Annotated in this window: 21 protein-coding genes and 1 pseudogene; 14 read left to right on the forward strand and 8 right to left on the reverse strand. The window is 59.7% G+C overall.

The window, feature by feature from the left end:
- Positions 1 to 240: 240 nt before the first annotated feature.
- From BP858_RS04875 to BP858_RS04905, 7 genes are all read right to left on the reverse strand, one after another.
- Positions 241 to 888, reverse strand: a complete 648-nt coding sequence (locus tag BP858_RS04875) for a DUF2284 domain-containing protein (protein ID WP_286878992.1) — start codon at positions 886 to 888, stop codon at positions 241 to 243.
- A 249-nt stretch (positions 889 to 1,137) separates the two neighbouring features.
- Positions 1,138 to 2,265 carry a helix-turn-helix domain-containing protein gene (locus tag BP858_RS04880; protein WP_286878993.1) on the reverse strand — a complete coding sequence of 376 codons (1,128 nt, stop codon included), beginning with the start codon at positions 2,263 to 2,265 and terminating at the stop codon, positions 1,138 to 1,140.
- A complete protein-coding gene (locus BP858_RS04885; protein ID WP_048105226.1) occupies positions 2,249 to 3,235 on the reverse strand; it encodes a homoserine dehydrogenase in 987 nt (328 codons plus the stop codon). The genes BP858_RS04880 and BP858_RS04885 overlap by 17 nt, the downstream gene beginning before the upstream one ends.
- Positions 3,235 to 3,723, reverse strand: coding sequence for an amino acid-binding protein (locus BP858_RS04890; protein WP_014867797.1), 489 nt, complete (start codon positions 3,721 to 3,723; stop codon positions 3,235 to 3,237). Before BP858_RS04890 ends, BP858_RS04885 begins: the two co-directional genes overlap by 1 nt.
- A gap of 121 nt (positions 3,724 to 3,844) precedes the next feature.
- Positions 3,845 to 4,561, reverse strand: coding sequence for a DUF169 domain-containing protein (locus BP858_RS04895; protein WP_014867796.1), 717 nt, complete (start codon positions 4,559 to 4,561; stop codon positions 3,845 to 3,847).
- 73 nt (positions 4,562 to 4,634) lie between these two features.
- The gene (locus BP858_RS04900) at positions 4,635 to 5,447 is read right to left on the reverse strand and encodes an NAD(+)/NADH kinase (protein ID WP_014867795.1); all 813 of its coding nucleotides are present in this window, start codon (positions 5,445 to 5,447) and stop codon (positions 4,635 to 4,637) included.
- Positions 5,448 to 5,454: 7 nt separating this feature from the next.
- Complete coding sequence (locus BP858_RS04905) at positions 5,455 to 6,234, reverse strand: bifunctional fructose-bisphosphatase/inositol-phosphate phosphatase (protein ID WP_214166217.1); 780 nt, start codon at positions 6,232 to 6,234, stop codon at positions 5,455 to 5,457.
- 88 nt (positions 6,235 to 6,322) lie between these two features.
- Here BP858_RS04905 and BP858_RS04910 point away from each other — a divergent pair, with 88 nt between their 5' ends.
- From BP858_RS04910 to BP858_RS04925, 4 genes are all read left to right on the forward strand, one after another.
- Positions 6,323 to 6,700 (forward strand): translation initiation factor IF-5A, encoded by a 378-nt coding sequence (locus BP858_RS04910; protein ID WP_281767744.1) that lies wholly within the window; start codon positions 6,323 to 6,325, stop codon positions 6,698 to 6,700.
- Entirely contained in the window at positions 6,693 to 7,580 is an 888-nt protein-coding gene (gene speB / locus BP858_RS04915) for an agmatinase (protein ID WP_286878994.1), read from the forward strand. Before BP858_RS04910 ends, speB begins: the two co-directional genes overlap by 8 nt.
- Positions 7,581 to 7,727: 147 nt before the next feature.
- A complete protein-coding gene (locus BP858_RS04920; protein WP_156147605.1) occupies positions 7,728 to 8,039 on the forward strand; it encodes a type II toxin-antitoxin system HicB family antitoxin in 312 nt (103 codons plus the stop codon).
- Positions 8,017 to 8,259: a type II toxin-antitoxin system HicA family toxin gene (locus tag BP858_RS04925; RefSeq protein WP_074175647.1), complete on the forward strand. Its 243-nt coding sequence runs from the start codon at positions 8,017 to 8,019 to the stop codon at positions 8,257 to 8,259. Before BP858_RS04920 ends, BP858_RS04925 begins: the two co-directional genes overlap by 23 nt.
- Positions 8,260 to 8,719: 460 nt before the next feature.
- Here BP858_RS04925 and BP858_RS04930 read toward each other — a convergent pair whose 3' ends face one another.
- Entirely contained in the window at positions 8,720 to 9,067 is a 348-nt protein-coding gene (locus BP858_RS04930) for a hypothetical protein (RefSeq protein WP_286878995.1), read from the reverse strand.
- Between the two features lie 13 nt (positions 9,068 to 9,080).
- On the opposite strand from BP858_RS04930, the pseudogene BP858_RS04935 reads away from it, so the two are divergent.
- From BP858_RS04935 to BP858_RS04980, 10 genes and pseudogenes are all read left to right on the forward strand, one after another.
- Positions 9,081 to 10,448 (forward strand): annotated as a pseudogene (locus BP858_RS04935) (type II/IV secretion system ATPase subunit); the annotation flags it as partial.
- A 3-nt stretch (positions 10,449 to 10,451) separates the two neighbouring features.
- The gene (flaJ, locus tag BP858_RS04940; protein ID WP_286878996.1) at positions 10,452 to 12,050 is read left to right on the forward strand and encodes an archaellar assembly protein FlaJ; all 1,599 of its coding nucleotides are present in this window, start codon (positions 10,452 to 10,454) and stop codon (positions 12,048 to 12,050) included.
- A gap of 1 nt (position 12,051) precedes the next feature.
- Positions 12,052 to 13,110, forward strand: a complete 1,059-nt coding sequence (locus BP858_RS04945) for a hypothetical protein (protein ID WP_286878997.1) — start codon at positions 12,052 to 12,054, stop codon at positions 13,108 to 13,110.
- A 49-nt stretch (positions 13,111 to 13,159) separates the two neighbouring features.
- Entirely contained in the window at positions 13,160 to 13,966 is an 807-nt protein-coding gene (locus tag BP858_RS04950; RefSeq protein WP_062266593.1) for a CheF family chemotaxis protein, read from the forward strand.
- Positions 13,967 to 14,035: 69 nt separating this feature from the next.
- Positions 14,036 to 14,398, forward strand: a complete 363-nt coding sequence (locus BP858_RS04955; RefSeq protein ID WP_286878998.1) for a response regulator — start codon at positions 14,036 to 14,038, stop codon at positions 14,396 to 14,398.
- A 2-nt stretch (positions 14,399 to 14,400) separates the two neighbouring features.
- Positions 14,401 to 15,435 carry a chemotaxis-specific protein-glutamate methyltransferase CheB gene (cheB, locus tag BP858_RS04960; RefSeq protein WP_062264746.1) on the forward strand — a complete coding sequence of 345 codons (1,035 nt, stop codon included), beginning with the start codon at positions 14,401 to 14,403 and terminating at the stop codon, positions 15,433 to 15,435.
- Positions 15,428 to 17,323, forward strand: coding sequence for a chemotaxis protein CheA (locus BP858_RS04965; RefSeq protein ID WP_286878999.1), 1,896 nt, complete (start codon positions 15,428 to 15,430; stop codon positions 17,321 to 17,323). Before cheB ends, BP858_RS04965 begins: the two co-directional genes overlap by 8 nt.
- Positions 17,324 to 17,334: 11 nt before the next feature.
- On the forward strand, positions 17,335 to 17,949 hold the full coding sequence (locus tag BP858_RS04970) for a chemotaxis protein CheC (RefSeq protein WP_062264734.1): 615 nt from the start codon (positions 17,335 to 17,337) through the stop codon (positions 17,947 to 17,949).
- 17 nt (positions 17,950 to 17,966) lie between these two features.
- On the forward strand, positions 17,967 to 18,461 hold the full coding sequence (locus BP858_RS04975) for a chemotaxis protein CheD (RefSeq protein ID WP_214166205.1): 495 nt from the start codon (positions 17,967 to 17,969) through the stop codon (positions 18,459 to 18,461).
- Positions 18,443 to 21,361, forward strand: coding sequence for a 6-bladed beta-propeller (locus tag BP858_RS04980; RefSeq protein ID WP_286879000.1), 2,919 nt, complete (start codon positions 18,443 to 18,445; stop codon positions 21,359 to 21,361). The genes BP858_RS04975 and BP858_RS04980 overlap by 19 nt, the downstream gene beginning before the upstream one ends.
- Positions 21,362 to 21,594: the final 233 nt, after the last annotated feature.

The raw sequence follows: 21,594 nt of genomic DNA on the forward strand, positions 1-21,594 counted from the left end.
GGGGCGTTGCAGGGGATTATACCGAACTTCGCGTCCTCTCGCGTGAGGCCAGAGTGCCGCCCGTCCCAACATGCGACAAACGTTTCTAAAATAAGATGACACGATGCAGTAGAACTATTTTTTAGTGCGCGAGACGGAACCCCAATAACCCCACGGATTTCGCGAACTTCTGCATGAAGCAGCGAGAAATGGCCTCACGCGAAGGCGCGAAGGACGCGAAGGGAGGGTGAGGCAACCGCGTCACTCGATGAGCACGAGCGCTATCGATACGACGTTGCCGTGGACGATCTTCCCGTACTCGAGATCCCTGCAGGGGATGACGTGCAGGTCCCACCCGGCGTTTTGGGCGGTGGAGAAGACGTCGATCCCGGCGGCCTCCATGCTCGGACGGACAAGGTCCATGTGCCGGCAGAGCCTCCGGATGCTCTCGTCGACGATTCCTTCATACTCTTCAGCGACGCAGTGCTGGTGCTCGCAGTATATGCAGGGGTATGCCCCAAACCCGAACGCCTTCGGGAAGTCGTCATAAAAGGCTGTTTTTTCGAGGAAGTGTACCGTGGAGCTCACCCAGAGGATGAGGTCGCGGAGGAACGGGTGGAAGTCGAGCGGTATATCCTCAGGTTTCAGGTCGGGATGCCCAGGCACGCCCTCAAATCGGAGGAGGAGGCCGGTGCTGTACTCGGCGAGCAGTCGACGGGTGTCGGCGGGGGCAGGGGCATACGGCGGGCAGGACATGTGCTTCCCGTAGCCCTTGCAACCGAACCGGCACTTGAACCGGACCCACTCCGCAACGACCACATCGTTGGCCGCTATCTGCCGCGCCTCTGCACCGCGCTCCCGTGCAAGGGAGGAGAGTTTATCGATCTCCTCCCGGAGTTCCCGTCTCACCGCACTTCACCCAGGTGAGATATCTCACACCTTCCGGGTATTTATGGGTGTTGCGGAGGGCGTGGGGTGCTGTTGTATGCAGGGAGCGGCAGGGTGGTGGACTGTTTCATCTAATATTGCCTATGCACTACCGCATCACGCGAAGTCCATGTATCTCCTCCCAACCAGAACCCTTCGCGTCTTCGCGTCTTCGCGTGACGCAACAATCGCGTGGAAATATTAAATGCGATGATCCATTCGTGGAGTCTCTCACCCCTCCGGCTCCCACCCGATGCAGACATCGCGCTTCGGGTCGAGCAGCACGTCGTGCGGGAGCCCCACAAGCGCAACGGCCGCGAGCGCCCCGATGGCGCCCCTCCCGCCGTAGAGACGGGCCCCGAACCTCTCGGCGGTCGCATCAGCCGCATCCCGCGTGACCACCGACTCCCGTACGCTCCTGCCGTAGGCCCGGAGGTCCCGCGGTACCCGAAACCCCTGTCTGACCGCGACTCCCCACTCCGGGGACGCCGCCTCGTCGGCGACGAACCGTACGGCGGCCTCCTCGACCCGCGGCACCTGGCCGGGCTCCACCGCGAGCTCGATATAACTGCAGGAGTTCCCGGCCGTCGGGTTCTCGAGCCGGGGGTTGAGCATCGCCACCCGGTGACCGATGGGCATGACGCCCTCCAGGTTTGCGAGGTGCTGGAGGAGGGCGAGGGCGAGGGCGAACGTTGCACCCTCGGTCCCGGTATCGGTGTCGTCGATCCCGATGGCGACATAGGCAAGCGCCTGAGTGATCACCTCCCCCTCGACCACCGCACCCTCGCGGTGGACGGTGACACCGCAGACGCCCTCAGCGAGGGAGAGCATATCAGTGAGCGAGTAGGCCGGACCCCCGATACACCTGATGTGCTGGTGGATGTACCCGTCCTCATGCAAGACGCCGGCGATACCAACCGCCGGCGCCGGGTCGAGCCCGACAGCGACATCCCGCCGCCCGAGGAACGCCCGTTCCCGGAGCAGGGTCCCGTCGCGGTGGACAGACCGCAGGGCACCCCCGGCGCGGGCATGGTGGAACTCGCAGAAGGCGGCGCACCCTCCGCTCATGCACTCGTGATAGATCTCGACCTGGTCGCCGTCGATCGTGGTGAAGACCCGCCGGCAGGCACTCTCCGGCATCGCGCTGCTCGCCGCGTACCGGGCGGGGTGCCGCCCCCGCTGCTCCTCGGTGAGGACGACGCACCCCTCCTCGATGAGGCGGTTCACCCAGTCCTGGACGGTGCTCCGGGGGGTATCGGTGGCCTCAGCGATATCGGTCACCGTAAAGGAGCCCGCTTCAAGCGTCACCTGGCGCATCAGCCGCAGATACTGTTTTCTCCGTTCAAGAACCCTGGACATGCCTGCTCTGGATATACAGAAGGTCGCCGATCACGGCGCTGGCGGTCTCGGTGGAACCTGCACCCTTCCCGACGAACGTGAGATCCCCGGCGAGATCCGCCTCCACGGTGACGGCGTTGAGCGTTCCTTCGACGACAAGGGGGTGGACTTTCGGGACAATCCTCGGCGATACCCGCAGCACCCCGGCCTCGGGGATGATCTCGCCGATGAGCCGGATAGTGCAGTCCTGGTCTTCTGCCAGCTGCAGGGCCTCAGGCGAGAGAAGATTGATCCCTGTCCTCTCCACATCGTCGAGCGTGGTCTCCATATGAAGGATGGTATTTGCAAGGATGACCAGTTTGATGCCTGCGTCGATCCCTTCGACGTCGTAGGTGGGGTCCGCCTCGGCGTAGCCGAGATCCCGGGCCTCGGCAAGGGCCTGCTCGTAGGTGAGACCCTCTGCGGCCATCCGGGTGAGGATATAGTTGCAGGTGCCGTTGAAGACCCCGCAGATCCGGGTGATGGTGTTCCCGGCAATCCCTTCCTGCATGGCATGGATGAGCGGGATTGCGCCGCAGACCGTCGCCTCGTACTTCAGGAGGACCCCGTTTGCCTCAGCGAGAGCCCGGAGTTCGGGGTAGGCGAGAGCGATCGGGCCTTTATTCGAGGTGACGACGTGCTTGCCCCGCCGGAGGGCTCCCCTGATATGGCCCAGCGCCGGCTCGGCGGTCTCGACGTCTGTCGGGGTCACCTCGACAAGGATGTCGTACTCCGCCTTCTCCACGACGTCCATGGGGCTGACACCCGGGTTGCCGCAGGGGCCGCCCTGCTCTTTCCGGGCAAGCGCCGCCGCGAGATCGACCCCGCCGGCATCAATGATCCCGCTCCGCGAGTCGGCAAGCCCGGTGACGGTGATATCCAGGCCTTTCGCGAGGATCGCCCGGGCGATGCCCCGGCCGACCGAACCAAAGCCCAGGAGTGCGATTCGCATCATGCATCCTCCAGGGGCTCGATGATAAGGAGTTTCTTCTGTTCGGCGACAGCGCGCAGGATCCTTATCGCCCTCTTCATCTCAGCCCGGGTGGTCGAGCGGATGGTGATACGAGCTGAAGACGGAGAGTCGATCGCAGGCATGACCATGGAGAGTTCCGTCACCTCAGCAGAACCGGTCTTATCGATCTGGTTGACCGTGTCTGAGAGATCGGTATGCATCAGGTGCCCGATCACGATCAGCGTGCATTCATAGAGAAGCCGCTCTTCGCCGATGCGCACGACGTTGACGCCCTGCTCCCTGAGCAGTTCAAGGAGCCTCTCAAGCCTCCCTTCCGGCAGTTCGAGCACAATCTGGACGTCCAGCGCCTCTGCGGCCGTCGTGGCCTCCCTCTGGTGAATAACCGCGATGATGTTCCCTCCGACGGCAGAGATCGGTTTGAGGGCCGCGACCAGCTGTCCGGGCCGGTCTCTCATCTCCAGTTTCATGGATACCTGCAAAAAAACCACCTGCTGAATAGTTGACCTGCCGTGAAGATAAGCCTTGTACCTCAGGAGAGGTCCGTTGATGGGGGATGCAGCGTAAAAAAAGGTATGAACTGGGTGCCGGTTACCGCACCGACCCGGGCGCAGCGGTGACGACCGTGAGAGCCCGGGCAAACTCGGGGAGGATCTCGGCCGGGATGCCCATGACCTGTTCGTTATCCTCGATGCCGGAGAACCGGCGTGAACCGTCGCACCCGAGAGAGTAGTTGATCCTGCCGGTGAGGTAGGGCTGCGCTGTCGCATCCGCACAGACCGACTGGATCCCCGACATCGAGGACTCTATCCGCCCACCGAGCCTGTAGAGCGTGGCCTGCGCGAGTTTCAGCATCGCCCGGGGTTCGGCGACGATGATGACGACGTGCGGGTCAAACGGTGTCTTCTCAAGCGGCGCGTAGACCGTCGCGTAGGTCTCGAGCTCGGGGACGTGCGGGACCTGCTGGATGGTCCGCATGCAGGCGGCCCAACTCTCGAACTTGCCCAGCTTGTAGTAGAACTCCCCTGTGCGGAGACTCTTTGTAAGTTCTTTGAGCCCGAGGGCCCAGCCGCCGCCCATACAGACATGTTTGTCGGCGGTCGCGTAGAAGATCTCGCCGTTCAGGCGGGCCCTGCTGACCATCTGGCAGTGCCGGACCGCATCATCGATCGGCCCGACTCCGTCGGGGATGGCTTCCGGGCTCTTTGCGAGTTTCACCGCGACCGGGGATCCCCGGAGGTTGAGGGTCTTCTTCAGCGTCTCTGCAATCTCTGCGTAGGAGATCTCTGTGCGCATCTGATCTTCCATATTCGTGCTCACTCCTCTGCTGAAATAGTCCTCCCGGACACTCATAAAATCTCGGTTTGAGGTATCGGCAGGGTCAGAGGTTGCGGAGTTTATAGTTCACCTTCTCAAAGAAGGGTTTCCCGGTATGGACGAAGAGTGCCGGTTCGCTGGATCTTGTGACCGTGACCTTCGCCTCCCTCTCGAGTTCGAACGTGCTCTGCCCGTCGATGACGAGGTGCGCCGGCTTCTCGGTCTCGAGGGTGACTTCCAGGATTCTCCCGGTGCTGATGAGGTGGGGACGGGACGAGAGCATGTAGGGCGCGAGCGGTATGAGGAGGAATCCCTCGATCTGCGGGTCGACGATCGGTCCTCCTGCACTCATGGCGTAGGCGGTCGACCCGGTCGGGGTCGATATGAGCAGGCCGTCGGCTCTGAACCGCTCTGAGGGTATCCCGTCGACGTAGACGCCGAACCGGAGCATCTTTGCCGGGCGCTCGGTGACGATCACCGCCTCGTTGAGGGCGTCCCCGAGGTGCTTCCCGTCGACGGAGAGGCTGACCCGCATCCGGCGCTCGACCCGGAACCCGTCTTTGAGGGTGGCGAAGAATGCGCCTGCCTCGTCAGGCTCCAGGTCGGCAAGGAACCCGACCTCACCCCAGTTGATACCGAGGACCGGGACCTGCTTTCTCATCTGGTGGATGGTGAGGAGGACCGACCCGTCGCCGCCGACGACCACGACCAGGTCGCCGGTGATCTCCTCAAACGGGATCCCTTCCCTCCCCAGGCGTTGTGCCGTACCCTCCTCAAGGGTGACGCCGTGCCCAAGGTCTTCGAGATCCCGGGCGAGTGAGGCGGTGTAGCGGAGTGCCTCCTCATCGTCGATACGCGATACCAGCACGATCTTCATGCCCGGGTCACCTCAGGTACTCGATAACTTTGTTGTGCACGACGCCGTTCGTGGCGACGAGGCTTCGCCCGACAGAGACCTCGTCCGGGAAGATGAGGCCCCTCCCCTCGAGGTCGGAGACGATTCCCCCCGCCTCCTCGCAGACCAGCATCCCTGCCGCCGCGTCCGTGACACGGAGCGTCCCCCGCACGTCGATAAACCCATCGATACGGCCGCACCCGACATAACAGAGTTCAAGCGCCGATGCGCCGAGGAGACGCCACCGCCGGATCTTCCGGCTGACCTCAAGCACGCGGGTCGGGTCGAACTTCCGGCCGTAAACGCTCATGGCGCTCTCTTCGAGGAGCGATGTATCAGAGACGTGGACAGGGCGTCCGTCAAGGCAGGCGCCCCGGCCCCGTACGGCATGGAACGTCTCGCCGGTGGCAAGGTTCTGGACATATCCCTGCTGGACGATGCCCTCTTCAGCGTAGGCGATGGAGAGGGCGTAGAACGGGATCCCGACCACTGCGTTGTAGGTGCCGTCGACCGGGTCGAGGAAGATGGTGCCCTTCTCCCCGCTCATCTCGGCGTGCCCGAGTTCCTCGCTGATCAGGCGCCGGCAGAACGGATGGCTCGTGAAGTAGTCCACGACGATCTCTTCTGCAACCTGATCGATCTTCTTCGTGGGCGTGCCGTCCGCGCCCATCCGTACGTACTCCCCTGCTTCCGGCGTTCCGGCCAGACCGGCTACTGCGTCCCTGACAACCCCTGCCAGGTCGTCGCATGCCCGGATGAATTCTGTCAACTGCTCCTCGTGCCTCCTCTCGTTCTTACGGTGTATTTATGTACTGCAATCCAGATACATTAATCACGCGTTTGTTGAGTGGGACAATATGAAGGAACAGACAGAAGTTGGAAAACTGAAAGAGGGACGTTACGTCATTGTTGATGATGAGCCTTGCAGGATTGTCTCCATCGCTATATCCAAGCCCGGCAAGCACGGGGCTGCAAAGTCCCGGATCGACTGTATCGGCATCTTTGACGGTGTCAAGCGCTCGATCGTCCAGCCGGTATCGGCGAAGACCTACGTCCCGGTAGTGGAGCGAAAGATTGCGCAGGTCATCTCGATCGCCGGCACGAACGTCCAGTTCATGGACGTCAAGGACTTTGAGATGTTCGAGCTCAACCTGACCGAGGACCAGGTCAGTGATCTTGAACCCGGCAAGGAGATCGCCTACATAACATCCCTGGGCAAGAAGAAACTTGAGTGACCTCTTCTGGCTCTCGAAGGCGGGCATGAACGAGCTCACCCATCTCCATTTTGCTGACGCTGACGCGTCATACGAGGATGCCCGCTACGCCGTCTTCGGCGTGCCTTACGATGGGACGACGTCGTTTCGGCCCGGGGCGCGGTTCGGCCCCCGGGCGATCAGGGAGGCTTCGTTCAACTTTGAGTCGTACGAACCCTCGACCGGGATAGACCTCTATGAGGTTCCGTTCACCGACCTCGGTGACCTCGCGGTCTCAAAGGTCCCGGAGGACCTGGTTGACCAGGTGGCGGACGTTGCGGGCGAGATCGGCGGTGACGGGAAGGTTCCGGTGATGCTCGGCGGTGAGCATACCGCGACGATAGGCGCGGTCAGGGCCGTACAACCGGATGTCTACGTCGTCTGCGACGCGCACCTGGACCTTCGGGACGAACTCGACGGGACGCCCTACAGCCACGGGTGCGTCACGCGGCGCGTCCTTGATCTCGGGGTGGATGACGTCGTCATCATCGGCGCCCGGAGCGGCGACCGCGAGCAGTTCGAGGTTGCAGAGGAGAGGACGCGGCTGTATACCGCTGACGCGGTGCGGGAGCGAGGGATCGCCGGCGTCCTCGGTGAGGTTCTCGCGCATATTGGGGACAAAAAAGTATACCTTTCGATCGACGCCGATGCGATCGACTGCTGCCTCACCCCGGGCCTCGGGACACCCGAGCCGTTCGGGATGACGCCGCTCGATATCAGGGAGGTTGTGCGGACCCTCGCGCCGCATGCGGTCGGGTTCGATTATGTGGAGGTCGCCCCGTTCGATTCCGGGCAGACGGCGGCGGTGGCGGCACAGATGGTGCGGGAGTTCATCGCGCGGCACCGGGTCGCAGAGCGGTGAACGTCCGGATTTTTTCCTCTTTGTTTCGTTTCATCACAGACTCACGCGGGAGAGTGCCAAACCGGCTAAACGTGATGCCTCCCTCGAAACACCGGACCCAGCATCGTCACTACATTTATTATGGCAAACCACACACATCCCAACTGATTGGAGGTGAACGTCATGTTAGTCAGATTTAATATCTTCTATTACGACGAAGGATGGACCGCCCGTGCTACAGACCATGGCATCATCACTCAGGGAGAGACTATCGGCGAACTTCTCGATAATATCATAGAAGCAACAGAACTCAATTTCGAAGATCAAATTGGGCAAGGAGAACAGATCACGGTCACCGTTACAACCGAACCTGTACCCGACTTTATCCTTGAACTCGACCAGGCCGACGCCGAACCACTTACTCAACAGTTTGAATGTCAATTCAAAGTCGATCGCAATGTCAAGGCGACCAGTTGTTAGTGGATTCAAGGTCATCAAATACCTCGAATCCCTCGGTTACACATGCCTTCGACAAACAGGGAGTCATGTTCGAATGGTTACCCAAAATGGTGATGAAAAATTTCATGTTGTCGTTCCCCTGCACAACGAACTGAGAGTTGGAACACTATATTCAATACTCGACGAGGTTTCAAAAGCAACTGGAATCCCCCGGAATGAATTGATCGACGCAATCAGGTAACTACTCCATTTTCAAATCTCTCTTGTGTATACCGACTTTAACCTAGAGCACATCCCAAAAGTACTCTGCGACCGAATATCCACATGGTTCAGAACACTCTGGCGCACGTTCGCAGATAATTGAGCAATATCCAGCGCCAAATCGCGGACACGGCTTTCCACCGGGTATACGCCCGGGCGGGGGAGGGACCGGGAGGGGTGTCCCCCTCCCGGCAGAGGGATTTTGGGACGACCTCCTACTTTCGAAACGGATCGATCTATCGTGTGGGGCGGAGCGGGAAGACCGGTAGTGCGCTAAATTATAACCGGACATGATGGTGAAAACTCCCGCCAGGTTCACATGCGAAGCACGTGGGAGGGCGCGAAGAGTGACGATGGTGGAACGACACATCCTTCGCGGCTTCGCGCCCTTCGCATGAGACCAAACCACCAAACCTCATCTCCCCCGCGTATGACCATCCTTATGTCCCCATATACGTCTCCGGCACCTGGATCTTCACGTGATAGGCGCCGATGCACCGGGCGTTGATGACAAAATAGTAGTCGTGGTGCCCCTCGTAGAAGGTCTTCACCCACTGTTCCTTCCGCAGCTCGGGTTTGTCTTTCATCCCCCTGAAGTCGGGGAAGTTCAGGGTGACGATATGGACGAACCGGTTCGGATCTTCGGCGTCCATGACCTGGCAGTTGAAGAACGGGATCTCGTCGCTCGTGGTCGTGATATCAGAGTAGTCGAGCCGCCAGAGGGGGGACGGGACCCTGACAACCCCGGTTGTCCCCGATCCGCGGCCGTCGATGGTCGCGTAGGTCACCCATTTTGTGGTGCCGGGCGAGGAGATCGATGAATCCCTGCTCGCCGGCGGGACGCCAAAAGACCTCAAAGACCGGATCATAAACTTCCTCACCTCTGATATCGGTGCATCGGCAAAACCGCAGACGGACGGGCTCCCGGAACTCGCCGACGGCCGGATCATCCTCTCGCAGCAGGAGTACAAGGCGCTTGAGTACCTGATGATCCGCGACAAGATCGAGATGGGGACCCTCAAACCCTTCCTCTCCGACCGGTACATCGAGGATATCACCTGCGGCGGCGTCGGACCGATCTTCATCGAGCACAAGATCTTCAAGGGCCTCAAGTCGGTCGTCGGGTTCCAGGACTCGACCGAACTCGACAAATTCGTCATCAAACTTGCCGAACGGATCAAACGGCCGCTGACCTACAGAAACCCCATCGTGGACGCGACCCTCCCCGACGGTTCGCGTATCAACATCGTCTACGGGACCGAGATCAGCAAGCACGGGAGCAACTTCACCATCCGTAAGGTGAGCGAGGTCCCCATGAGTATCATGCAGGTCATCGAGAGCGGGACATGCAACTACATGATGGCCGCATACCTCTGGATCTGCCTCGAGTACGGGATGTCGATGTTCGTCTCAGGCGAGACTGCGAGCGGCAAGACGACGTCCTTAAACGCCTTAACAACGTTCCTCCCGCCCGAGAACAAGATCGTCACCATCGAGGATACCCCCGAACTGACGGTCCCCCACAGGAACTGGACCCGCGAGGTCGCGAAAGCCAAGGGGAAGGGTGAGGGCGAAGGCTCGGAGGTCACGATGTTTGACCTCCTCAAAGCCGCCCTCCGTCAGCGTCCGAACCAGATCCTGGTCGGTGAGATCCGTGGTGTGGAAGGATCCGTCGCGTTCTCTGCGATGCAGACCGGCCACCCAGTGATGAGCACCTTCCACGCCGCGTCGGTCGAGAAGCTGATCCAGCGTCTCTGCGGGGACCCTATCAACATCCCGAAGACCTACGTCGACAACCTCAACCTGGTCATCATCCAGAGCGCCGTGAAACTCCCCCACGGCGGGACCGTCCGGCGGATGCTCAGCATCAACGAACTCGTGGGCTACGACCCCGAGACAGAGGGATTCTCCTTCATGGCAGCGTTCGTCTGGGACCCTGCAACCGACACCTTCACCTTCACCGGCAAGGGGAGCAGCTACCTCCTCGAGAACAAGATCGCAACGATGCTCGGCATCCCCGAGAACCGGCGGGCCGAGATCTACGACGAGGTCGAAAAACGGGCGAAGATCCTCGAACGACTCCATAAAGCCGGGTATACTCAGTTCTGGGACCTCTTCCACATGACCACGAAGATCAAGAAACAGGGTCTGCTCAACATCGAGGTGTAACAATTGTTCGAGGACGTGGCCGAGAGGTTGAGAGCGGCAAATCAGGGCAAGCTACCGTTCGAGGACCAGGTAGAGTACCTTAGCGACCTCCGGTCATCCGTCCTCGAGAACAAGAAGATGGAGCAGGACCTGCTCTTCATGTATACCTACATGGCCGCGATCACCACGGCAGCCGTGACCAGGCCCGAGATCTTCGATTACACATCTGAGAGGTTCGAGTATGTCCCGTCGCGCTACATTGCAAAGGTGCAGCGTCTGGTCGCCGGGTGGGGCTACAGCTATGCCGAAGGGCTCCGGGCGGTCGCCGATCGGTGCAGAAACAAGACCCTCCAGAGCATGCTGAACCGCTACGCAAACTCCATCGACTCCGGGGTTCCCGACGACGACTTCATCACCACGGAACTTGGGAGCATCAGGAGCATTTACCGGAACACGTTCGAACAGGGGATCGAGCTCCTGAAGAAATGGGGCGACGCCTACATCGCGATGCTCCTTTCGGCTGCGCTTGTCGCGATCATCATCATGATATCGGTGGCGATCTACGCCCCTGGCGGGATTGATGCAGCACTCAACTCTTCATATACCCTCATCATCGGCATATCAATCTTCGGCCTCGGGATCATGTACCGGGCCGTCCCCGACGACCCGAGGACGCACGGGCTTGCCGCGATCTGTTCCAGGGAGCAGGGTATCATCCGGAGAATGGAGCGCCTGGTCCTGCCGATCGTCGCCGCAATCGCACTTGCCCTCATCCTCATCGGCGTCAACGCCGGTGTTATATTCCTGCTCGTCGGCCTGCTCCTGATGCCGCTTGGGATCATCGGCTATATCGATGATGCAAACGTCATCAACCGTGACACCGACTTCTCCACGTTTATCCGGAGCCTCGGGTCGGTGATGGGGGGCAAGGGCATCACCACCGGCGATGCACTCCAGGAGGTGGACAAAAAATCCCTCCCTTACCTGGAGCCGTTCATCGACTCGGTATCATCGAAACTGAACCTTGGGCTTGATGAAGCCGCGAGCTGGAGGAAGTTCATCGGGGAGACCGGCAGTTACCTGATCTACAAGTACATGAACATCTTCCGTGACGCGGTGGCCCTCGGCGGCTCCCCGGACGAGATAGGAAAGATCACCGGTTCATCGATGCTCGAGCAGGTTCTCCTCAGGAGGAAACGCGACATGATGGTGAAGGGGTTTGTCGTCCTGCTCGTGCCGATGCACGGGGCGATGATCGGTATCTTCGTCTTCCTCTTCGAGATCCTCCTCACGATGTCCCACGCGGTGACGGAAGTGATGGACCATTTCGCAGAGACCTCAGCGGCGCTCTCGGGAGGTTCGTCCACGATCGGCGGCAGTATGGGGGGTGCCCTGAACATCTTCGTAGACTTCCCTGAAGATACGATGCGGGCGTACGTGGTGACGATCCTCTTAATGCTGACCGTTGCAAACATGTTTGCAGGAAGGATTGTCATGGGTGGTGACCGGTATATGTACTACTTCTTCGCAAGCCTGCTCTGTGCGACCACCGGCATCGTCTACATCGTTGCACCGATCATTGTGAGCGCATTCTTTACCATTCCAACATTTGCGGGGGTATAGCATGAAGGAGAACGTACGCCGGCCGCTCCTGTTCCTGATCACTGTCGGTACAGGCTCCCTGATCATCGTCATCGATGCCTCGGTCGAGGTCATCGTCGCGGGCACCGTGCTCGCGGGGTTTTGCGCGCTCCTCGTCACCGGGGCGCTGGATCCTGCAGACTTAAAGCCCTCACGACTGCGTGCCGCGCTCCGGGAGCGGCCGAAGAAGGAGAAGAAGGAAAAAACTGATACCGCAGCGCCAAAACCACCCCTCATTCAGAGACTCGCCTCCACCGAGATCAACCTCGCCAGCATGCTTGGGACTCTCACGGCATCGATCAGAGAGGCGATCACGCATGCCCGTGCTCCTGAAGGCGAGAAGAAGAAAGCAATCGAGGAGATCGACGGCATGCTCGACCAGGCGGTCGACGGCTCGGCCCCTGATCAGGCTGCATCCCCGACCCCACCGAAGGCCGCCGGGGGTGCAGTCGACCCCCTCGCCGCGCTCGCGGACCTCGACCTCGATTCCCTGGACAACCTCGACCTCGATGAGGCTACCGGTCCGGAGACAGCGTTTGAGTCTGACCAGATCTCTCTCCTCTCCGAGGAAGAGACAAACGCCGTATCAGAGATCCTCAAAGCGCACCAGAGCGAACTTGAGGATCTCGACCTCGACCTCGACCTCCCCGGTGACTCCGGGACCGCCGGTGATCTCTCGGAACGGCCTGATATGAGTGCGCTGAGTGCGGAACTCTCAGCACTCGACGACCTTGACCTCGATGAGATCGAGATTGAGGGCGAGGAGGTCGATGATGAAGAGATCGATGCGGATGAGCCCGCCCCTGAGGAAGAGGTCCCTGACGAGCCGATCGAGCAACCGGAAGAAGACTTCGATATGGTCTCTTTCGCCTCCGGCGGCATGGTCGATGACGACCTGATCGCCGCGCTCAAATCCGACGTAAAGAAAAAGAAGTTTGTGGAGGATATCAGCCTGGTCCGCGAACTGCGAGGAGAGAAATACAGCGCAAGAGAACTTGCCGGAGAGCTTGAGGAGATCCTTGCAACGCTGAAATCAAAATGATGATGGTCTTTTGTGAGGTAATGATACAGGAGGAGGTGCAACGGCGATGATGAAATCTGTTCCGGTAAAGGTTGAGCATGAAGGTAAGTGGATCCCGACGACGATGGGCATCGGTGAGGACCGTATCCATATCGGCGCCCCCCTTGACTGCGAGATCCCCTATAAATCCATGGTCGATCTCGAGGAGAAGAAGAACCAGGTATTGATCACCGCCGGTCCGGATGCGGAGGAGACCTACCGCATCGCGTCGGTGGAGAAGGTCCTCTCGGTCTTAAAGAAGTTCGTCATCACCCAGTGCAGCGCCTACCGGCTGAACGCCTTCTTTATGTCGCCCGCAATACGCGGGGGAGTGCTCGTTCAGGACGCCCACTGGGAGAAGGGTGCGATCGCAGTCATGAAGACCGGCATCTGGTTCGTCAGCCAGGAGAGCCAGGTCTGCATACCCCTGGGAGACGTGGCAGGCATCGAGTTCACGCGCCGGGAGATCCAGGAGAAGGATCTCGATGTCGTGAAGATCGACCATCTCATCGAGAACGAGGTCGTGACAAGTTTCGTCCTCTGCCCGAAGACAACGCTTCAGGTTCTCTACAACTTCCTCAGTGAGGCGACACAGAACACAAAATATGATGAGGAACTCGACCCGCTGACCGGGCAGGTGGCCATGCTGGTCTATAGCGGGATGGACTCGAGTGCAATTGAGAACATGCTCAAACTCTCGCACAAAGACCTCGACGCCATCTATGAGCGGCTCCTTGCCACCGGGTTTGCTGAGGTGCTCTACGTCAGGAAAGAGATACAATTGACCGCTAAAGGTGTCCGGTATATCTCTGATGCAGTAAAATCTCCAACAAATTAATAATCTTATTTTTCCAAAATACGAAGGTCTATATAGCCGATTCTCCAAATAAACATTGAGTGGTGTTCGATGGGGAGAATCCTGATCGTCGATGATACAATGTTTATGAGAACGCTGCTGAAGAACATCCTCTTCTCCGGCGGACACGACATCGTCGGTGAGGCAGCGGATGGGGCTGAGGCGCTTGCCAGGTACCAGGAACTCAAACCCGACCTTGTCACGATGGACGTTGTTATGCCGAAAGTAAACGGGATCGAGGCGCTCAAGGCCATCAAGGCCGCCGACCCGGCGGCAAAAGTCGTCATGTGTACGGCGGTCGGCCAGGAGCAGATGGTCAAACTTGCTATAAAGAGCGGTGCGAGAGGCTACATCGTCAAACCGTTCCAGGCCCCAAAGGTTCTCGAAGAAGTGAAGAACGTTCTCAGTGCGTAACCATGATACGGGTTCTGATCGTCGACGACTCACTTTTTATCCGGACGATCCTGCGGGATATGCTCAAAGGCAGCCCTGATATCGAGATCGTCGGGACGGCGGTCAACGGCATCGATGCTCTTGCGAAGATATCGGAGCTGAAACCCGACGTTATCACCCTCGATATCGAGATGCCCCGGATGGGCGGCCTCGAGGTTCTTGAAGCCCTCCAGGGGGAGAGCTCAAGACCAAAGGTGATTGTTTTGAGCACGCTGACGTCCCGGCAGGCCGATATGACCCACCGGGCGCTCCGTCTCGGGGCTGATGACTTCATGCTCAAACCAAGGGACGTCCCGAAGGTCAGGGGCATCGAGAGAGAGCTCATCCAGAAGATCAAAAATCTCGTCTCCCTTCCGACGGTTGTAAAGCCCGGGGGAATCCGGCAGAAGAACGCCGATGCAGCGGTGCTGATCGGCTCGTCTGCCGGAGGACCGCCGATGCTTGATACGCTCCTCTCCGCGCTACCGCCTGACCTGCCTGCAGCGGTCGTCGTCACCCAGCATATGCCCGAGGGATTCACCGCATCGCTCGCCGAACGCCTGAACCGTGTCTCGCCCCTGCCGGTGAAAGAGACCACAAACGGAGATATCCTGCAGGCCGGGACGGTCCTGGTCTCAAAAGCCGGATACCACACCGTGATCTCAGGCATCTATGCAGCCGCCGGGAGAAACCACGGGCGGGTCATCCACTCGACCGCCCCTCCCCTGCATGCAGTCCGGCCGGCCGTCGATAAGACGTTCGCCTCTGCTGCGAACGTCTTCGGCCCACGCACGGTCTCGGTGATCCTCTCGGGGATGGGGAGCGACGGCGGTGAGGGGGCTCTCGCGGTGAAGACTGCAGGCGGCACCACGATGGTATGCGCTGAAGAAGACTGCCTGGTCTACGGGATGGCGCGGTCAGCCATCGCCCGGGACAGCGTCGATAGGGTGGTTCCACTCAAGGGTCTTGCGCGGGAGATCGTAAGGGCGGTCAACAGGCTCGAGGTCAATCATGGTTGATGAAGAGGTATACCGGAAACTCTTTGTTGAGGAGTCACGGGAGAATCACGAGAACATCGTAAACAACCTCCTCGCTCTTGAGAGCGGGGAAGACCAGCAGACCGCCATCGATGAGATCTTCCGGTCTGCTCATACGCTCAAGGGGATGTCGGCGTCGATGGGCTTTGATGCGATGGAGCATCTCTGTCACTCGATGGAAGATGTCTTCTCGCTCATCCGCAGCGGCCGACGGGAGGTGACCGTGTCCCTCACCGACCTCCTGCTCACCTGTACCGACATGATCGAGGAGATGCTGGACGAGATCGAGGCGGGCGGAGCCCCCTCAGATGAGGCGTCCGGAAACCTGGTGCAGGAACTCCGAGTGTTCACCGAAGAAACCGCTGATGACGACCAGGAGACCCCCCATGAGGCAGGAGTAGCGGTAGAGGGGGTTGGTGGACCCATCTACACGTTATCAGTCGCCATCGACCCGTCCTGCGCCATGAAAGATGTCCGGGCCATACTGCTCCTGCAGAACCTTGACGAGATCGGGACGATCCTCGGAACAACGCCCACGCGGGACCTTATCGAGGATGGAACGTTCGATGGACCGATTGAGATCCGGATCGCAAGCGAGGCGGGGGAGGATGCGCTCCGGACCGTCGCCTCAGGTACCGAGATCTCGCTTCTTGAACTATCCCTGGCACCGGAGGTGCCGAAGGAGACCCAAAAACCCGAACCGTCGGCGCCTAAGCCGTCCCGGGGCGAAAAGAGCCGCGAGATCAAGAATATCCGCGTCGATATCCAGCGGCTCGACAGGATGATGAACCTTGTCGAGGATCTGGTGATCAACCGCGGGCGGCTCGAACAGATAGCAAGGAAGCACGGCATCAAAGAGTTTGATGAAGCACTGAGCATGATCGGCCGCTCGGTCTCGGACCTCCAGAACCTCATGATGGGAATCAGGATGATGCCGCTTGACCGCATCTTCAACCGCCTCCCCCGTGTTGTGCGGGACGTCGCGACCCATGACGGAAAGGAGGTTGAGTTTACCATCGAGGGCGGCGAGACCGAGCTTGACAGGGGTATGATGGACGGACTCTCCGACCCGCTCCTGCACATCATCAGGAACGCCGTAAACCACGGGATCGAACTCCCGGAGGTCCGCGAAGCCAGCGGGAAACCGCGCAAGGGGTCGCTCCGGCTGACTGCACGGAGGGATAAGGATAACGTCATCATCGAGATCGTGGACGACGGTGCCGGTATCGACCCCGAGAAACTCAAGGATAAAGCGGTGAACAAAGGCATCATGACGCCCGAGGCGGCAGCGGCCGCAACAAAAGAAGATCTCATCAACCTGCTCTTCGAGCCCGGGTTCAGCACGGCTGAGACGATCACCGACATCAGCGGCAGGGGTGTCGGTCTCGATGTGGTCAAGAAGACCATTGAGTCGCTCAAGGGGACCATCAGGGTCGAGTCCGAACTCGGCAGGGGGACGACGTTTGAGCTGATGCTGCCCCCAACGATGGCGATCATCGACGTCATGATGGTGCAGATCAACGGGAGGCGGTGTGCCATTCCGATCAGCAACGTCGTCGAGGTGGCCCTGGCCAGAACAGAAGCGGTCCACCGAATCGGCGATGCCGAGACGGTCCTGCTCCGCGACGAGATCCTTCCCATGTACCGCCTTGAGGATATGTTTGGCCGGGCGCAGAAGAGTGATACGCTTGTTGTGCTGCAGAACAGCGGCAGAAAGTGTTGTATCGTCGTTGATACCGTGGACGGCCAGCAGGAAGTGGTGGTGAAACCGCTCTCCCGGCTTGCAGGAAGCTGCCGCGGGATCAGCGGGATCACCATCCCGGGAGACGGCGAGGTTGTGCCGGTTCTCGATGTGAACACGATTGTGTAGGAGACGTTTTCATGGAACTTGACCCGTTTCAGACTGATGCGCTGAGGGAACTTGGGAACATCGGTGCGGCGCACGCTGCGACAAGCCTTTCACAGATGCTGATGAGCCCGATTGAGATGACAGTGCCGGAGGTGCAGGCAGTTGATATCGCTGATATGCACAACTACATCGGCAACGAGATATCGGCCATTGTCGTCTTCCAGATCCAGGGGGAGGTCGCGGATGGAGGGTATATCGTCGTCAGCATGCCCCAGGAGACCATTGTCCGGCTGACGAACCAGATGCTCGGCACCACCGACGCCGACCGGGAGATCAACGAGATGGACCAGAGCGCCGCAATCGAGATCGGGAATATCATGATATCGGCGTTTCTTGATGCGACCGCCGAACTTCTGGAGATCGTTATGCTGCCTTCCCCGCCGGCGCTGGCCATTGATATGGCGCATGCCGCCTTTGAGTCCATCATAGCGCAGATGGCCGGTGACGTGAATGATATCCTGATCTTCAACACCGAGCTTACAAGCGAAGCGCCGCCTATCTACGGGAGCATCTACATGCTCCCGAAACCAGAACTCATGCAGCAGTTGTTCACGATGCTGGAAGACCTGATGACGCCGCTCACCTGAAAAGCCACCCGAATAGCATGGAAAACAATTTTTTCGGTGAAGAGAAGGCTGTAATCCTGGGTCTTGGCGAACTCCGGGTCGGGATGTGCCCGATGGGGACGATCGGGCTTGGTTCCTGCATCGCGCTCATCCTGCACGACCAGAGGCGGTCACTCGGGGGGCTCGCACACATCATGCTCCCGGAAAGCCGCGGGAACACCGACCGGCCCGGCAAGTTTGCGGACACCGCCACAAGTACCCTCCTCCTGGAGATGGAGAGGCTCGGGAGCACGAGGTCCGCGATCACGGCGAATGTCGTCGGCGGTGCGAGCATGTTTGAGTATTCGGCAAACTCCCTGAATATCGGGGAGAGGAACGCTGCCGCGGTGAAGGGGCTGCTCAACGACCTGGGTGTCAGGATCGCGCATGAGGAGATCGGCGGGAAGGTTGGCCGGTCGGTGTATTACTGGCCCGAGGAGAAGGGCCGCCTGATCATCAAGAGGGCGGACGGAACATGTACCGAACTCTTCTAATCTCTGCTGTTCTGGCATCTCTGCTTATTCCTCTATCATCAGCCATCTACATCGAAGTCCCCGACTACGATACGGGTATCGCATCCGCCGGGGTGAAGGATGTGACCAACGGCAGGTATGGGGATGTCATCTTCGCGACCGATAGCGGTATCTCTGTGTATACGGCAAAAGGGACCTGGTATTCGGTCAACGCGAGGCACCCGGGGGAGACGGCCTACGGCATGCTCGCGCCCCTCAATATTATGGCGACCGCCGTTACCCTGGATTCCAGGGGCCACCTCTGGATAGGCTACCCGAACGGGCTGCAGTTCCAGACCGGGACCGGGTACGAAGTCATCCAGGACCAGCAGTTCCTCAAGAACCTGAACATCAACTGCATGGCGCGGTGGGGAGACGAGGTCTGGGTCGCCACCGGGCGGGCAGGCCTCCACCGTTACCACAACGGGAACTGGACGTGGTACAAACCGCTCGGACCCGAGAACCTGGGGTGCTATACCGTCGTGAGCATGGCGGTCGATGCCGCGAGCGATGCGCTCGTCATCGGGTCGGAGCGAGACGGCGTCCAGATGCTCCGGGAAAGGGCCGGGGAAGTCCGGTTTGAGCCGGTGGTCTACGCAAAGGACCGGGACTTTGACAGACCTTCCTGTATTGCGGTTGATGCTTCAGGTAGTGTCTACGTGGCGGACTCAGGGAATAAGCACATCCAGAAGTTTGATAGTTCCGGCAATCTCCTTGCAACGTGGGGGGGACGGTACAGTGAGTTTTCCTGCCCGGATGATATCGCAATTGATGCTTCCGGCAACATCTACGCGGCAGATAGATGGAACCACTGCATCCAGAAGTTCAGTAATTCCGGCAACCTCCTTACGACGTGGGGGTCATACGGTACCGGCGAGGGTGAGTTCCGATCGCCAGCCGGCATCGCCATCGATGCTGCCGGCGACGTCTACGTGGCAGACACGGACAATAGCCGTATCCAGAAGTTCGATAGTTCCGGTAACTTCCTCACAATGTGGGGGATGCGGGGAAGAGGGGTCGGGGAGTTCCAGTCGCCGGTCGGCGTTGCAGTCGACACTTCCGGCAATGTCTATGTGACAGACCCGGTGAATAAGCGCATCCAGAAGTTTGATGGTTCCGGCAGATATCTCACGAAGTGGGGGACACCGGGCAGTGGCGACGGGGAGTTCCAGTGGCCGACCGGCATCGCCATCGATGTTTCCGGCAACATCTACGTGTCTGACCGGGATCGTATCCAGAAATTCGATAGTTCCGGCAGCTTCCTGAAGAGGTGGGGATCGCTGGGTACCGGGGATGGGGAGTTTCTGCCATCGGACTACAAGGTAAACATGGCAGTCGACGCCTCCAACAATATCTACGTGATAGATCAGGATAATCACCGCATCCAGAAGTTTGATGGTTCCGGCAACCTCCTCGCAAAATGGGAGTCTGAGAAACCCGGTGGCGGTGAGTTCCTGCGGCCGGAGGGCATCGCCGTCGATGCTGCCGGCGACATCTACGTGGCAGACTCCGGGAACCATCGCATCCAGAAGTTTGATAGTTCCGGCAAATACCTCACAATGTTGGGGTCGTCGGGCTTCGGCGACGGGGAGTTCTGGCGGGTTTCCGGCGTCACGATTGACGACGCCGGCAATATCTACGTGACAGATTCCAATAATCACCGCATCCAGAAATTTGGCGGTTCCGGAAAATTCCTTAAGAAATGGGGATCACAGGGTTTCGGAGACGGTGAGTTCCTGCAACCGGCCGGCATCGCCGTCGATACTGCCGGCGATATCTACGTGGCAGACTCAGGGAATCATCGCATCCAGAAGTTTGATGGTTCCGGTAAATTCCTTACAACGTGGGGGGCGTGGGGTACCGGGAACGGTGAGTTCCGGTCGCCGGAAGGCATCGCCGTCGATGCTGCCGGCGACATCTACGTGGCAGACTCCGGGAACCACCGCATCCAGAAGTTCAATAGTTCCGGCAAATTCCTTGCAACGTGGGGATCGCAGGGCTTTGGGGAGAGGGAATTCCAGTCGCCGACCGGCATCGCCATCGACGCTGCTGGCAACATTCATGTGACTGATACGAACGCCAACCGCATCAAGGTGTTTGATAGTTCCGGCAACCCACTCAAAACGTGGCAGTTCCGGGATACCGGGGGCGAGATGTTTCATCTTCCTTCCGGCATCGCCATCGACGCTTCCGATAATATCTATGTAGTCAACAGGGAGAGTCACTGCGTCCAGAAATTCGTACCACACCCGGATACCCGGCAGGATTCGGGGGCTCCCGGGTATACCTTCGTCACGAAGTGGGGCACGAAGGCCTACCAGAATGAACCGATCCAGGGGATTTCCGAAGTGCGGGTCAACCCCTTCGGGGGCGTGTACCTCTTCAACCGCACGACGGTTCTCCGGTATGCCCCGGGCGCCGGGGTGACCCCCGTCCTCCACTCCGGGGACCTGGAGGAGTTCCCGGTCGCTATCAACGATATCGCGGCAACATCCGGGGGGATGCTCCTTATCGCGTCCGATAACGGGATCTACGGATGGAACGGATCCGGCGTCGCCCTGCATCTCACATCGCGGGACGGTATTCGCTCAAACGTCGTCAAGAAACTCTTCGTCGATGCCTACGAGCGGTGCTGGTTCGTGGTGCCCGGGAACGTGGGGTATATCCCGCCGATGACCGGATCAGCCTCCCTCGACCTGAATCCTGAGCCCGTGCAGACACCGGACGTGCCGGAGACGACCCCTGACGTTCCCGACGACACCCCGGCACCGGAGGCCCCGCCGCCCAGCGAGCCTTCCGGGGTGACCGGGATGCTCGAAGGGGCCTGGGCGTCTCTCATGGAGTGGGTCGGCTCGGTGAGCGGCGGGCTGACCGGGGCTTGAGGGGACGTGGGAGGGGGGCGTCTCCGCTTATCTCTGGAATAGACACCGGAGCCCCGAAAGATTAGGTCAGGGCCGGGACATCGGAGGCGAAGGGGTATTCATTGGTCCCGCTAAGGAAAACTTGAAGACCTTGAGTCCTCTCCTGCATCTATTCTACGGATTGTCATACTTCCATCTACCTCTGCGGGGCTCGCGGGGCATGAGCGGGAGGGCTCCCTCCGCAAGGGGGGAGG

The organism is Methanoculleus sp. UBA413, from assembly GCF_002502935.1.
Taxonomy (GTDB): Archaea; Halobacteriota; Methanomicrobia; order Methanomicrobiales; family Methanoculleaceae; genus Methanoculleus; species Methanoculleus bourgensis.

What these genes read in the sequence shown, in the direction of transcription:
- BP858_RS04880 (WP_286878993.1), bottom strand. Translation starts at nt 2,265, where the DNA reads ATGTCCAGGGTTCTTGAACGGAGAAAACAGTATCTGCGGCTGATGCGC.
- BP858_RS04970 (WP_062264734.1), top strand. Translation starts at nt 17,335, where the DNA reads ATGGAACTTGACCCGTTTCAGACTGATGCGCTGAGGGAACTTGGGAAC.
- BP858_RS04975 (WP_214166205.1), top strand. Translation starts at nt 17,967, where the DNA reads ATGGAAAACAATTTTTTCGGTGAAGAGAAGGCTGTAATCCTGGGTCTT.
- BP858_RS04955 (WP_286878998.1), top strand. Translation starts at nt 14,036, where the DNA reads ATGGGGAGAATCCTGATCGTCGATGATACAATGTTTATGAGAACGCTG.
- BP858_RS04925 (WP_074175647.1), top strand. Translation starts at nt 8,017, where the DNA reads ATGTCAAGGCGACCAGTTGTTAGTGGATTCAAGGTCATCAAATACCTC.
- BP858_RS04950 (WP_062266593.1), top strand. Translation starts at nt 13,160, where the DNA reads ATGAAATCTGTTCCGGTAAAGGTTGAGCATGAAGGTAAGTGGATCCCG.
- BP858_RS04885 (WP_048105226.1), bottom strand. Translation starts at nt 3,235, where the DNA reads ATGCGAATCGCACTCCTGGGCTTTGGTTCGGTCGGCCGGGGCATCGCC.
- cheB (WP_062264746.1), top strand. Translation starts at nt 14,401, where the DNA reads ATGATACGGGTTCTGATCGTCGACGACTCACTTTTTATCCGGACGATC.
- BP858_RS04965 (WP_286878999.1), top strand. Translation starts at nt 15,428, where the DNA reads ATGGTTGATGAAGAGGTATACCGGAAACTCTTTGTTGAGGAGTCACGG.
- BP858_RS04910 (WP_281767744.1), top strand. Translation starts at nt 6,323, where the DNA reads ATGAAGGAACAGACAGAAGTTGGAAAACTGAAAGAGGGACGTTACGTC.
- BP858_RS04900 (WP_014867795.1), bottom strand. Translation starts at nt 5,447, where the DNA reads ATGAAGATCGTGCTGGTATCGCGTATCGACGATGAGGAGGCACTCCGC.
- BP858_RS04895 (WP_014867796.1), bottom strand. Translation starts at nt 4,561, where the DNA reads ATGGAAGATCAGATGCGCACAGAGATCTCCTACGCAGAGATTGCAGAG.
- BP858_RS04980 (WP_286879000.1), top strand. Translation starts at nt 18,443, where the DNA reads ATGTACCGAACTCTTCTAATCTCTGCTGTTCTGGCATCTCTGCTTATT.
- BP858_RS04890 (WP_014867797.1), bottom strand. Translation starts at nt 3,723, where the DNA reads ATGAAACTGGAGATGAGAGACCGGCCCGGACAGCTGGTCGCGGCCCTC.
- BP858_RS04945 (WP_286878997.1), top strand. Translation starts at nt 12,052, where the DNA reads ATGAAGGAGAACGTACGCCGGCCGCTCCTGTTCCTGATCACTGTCGGT.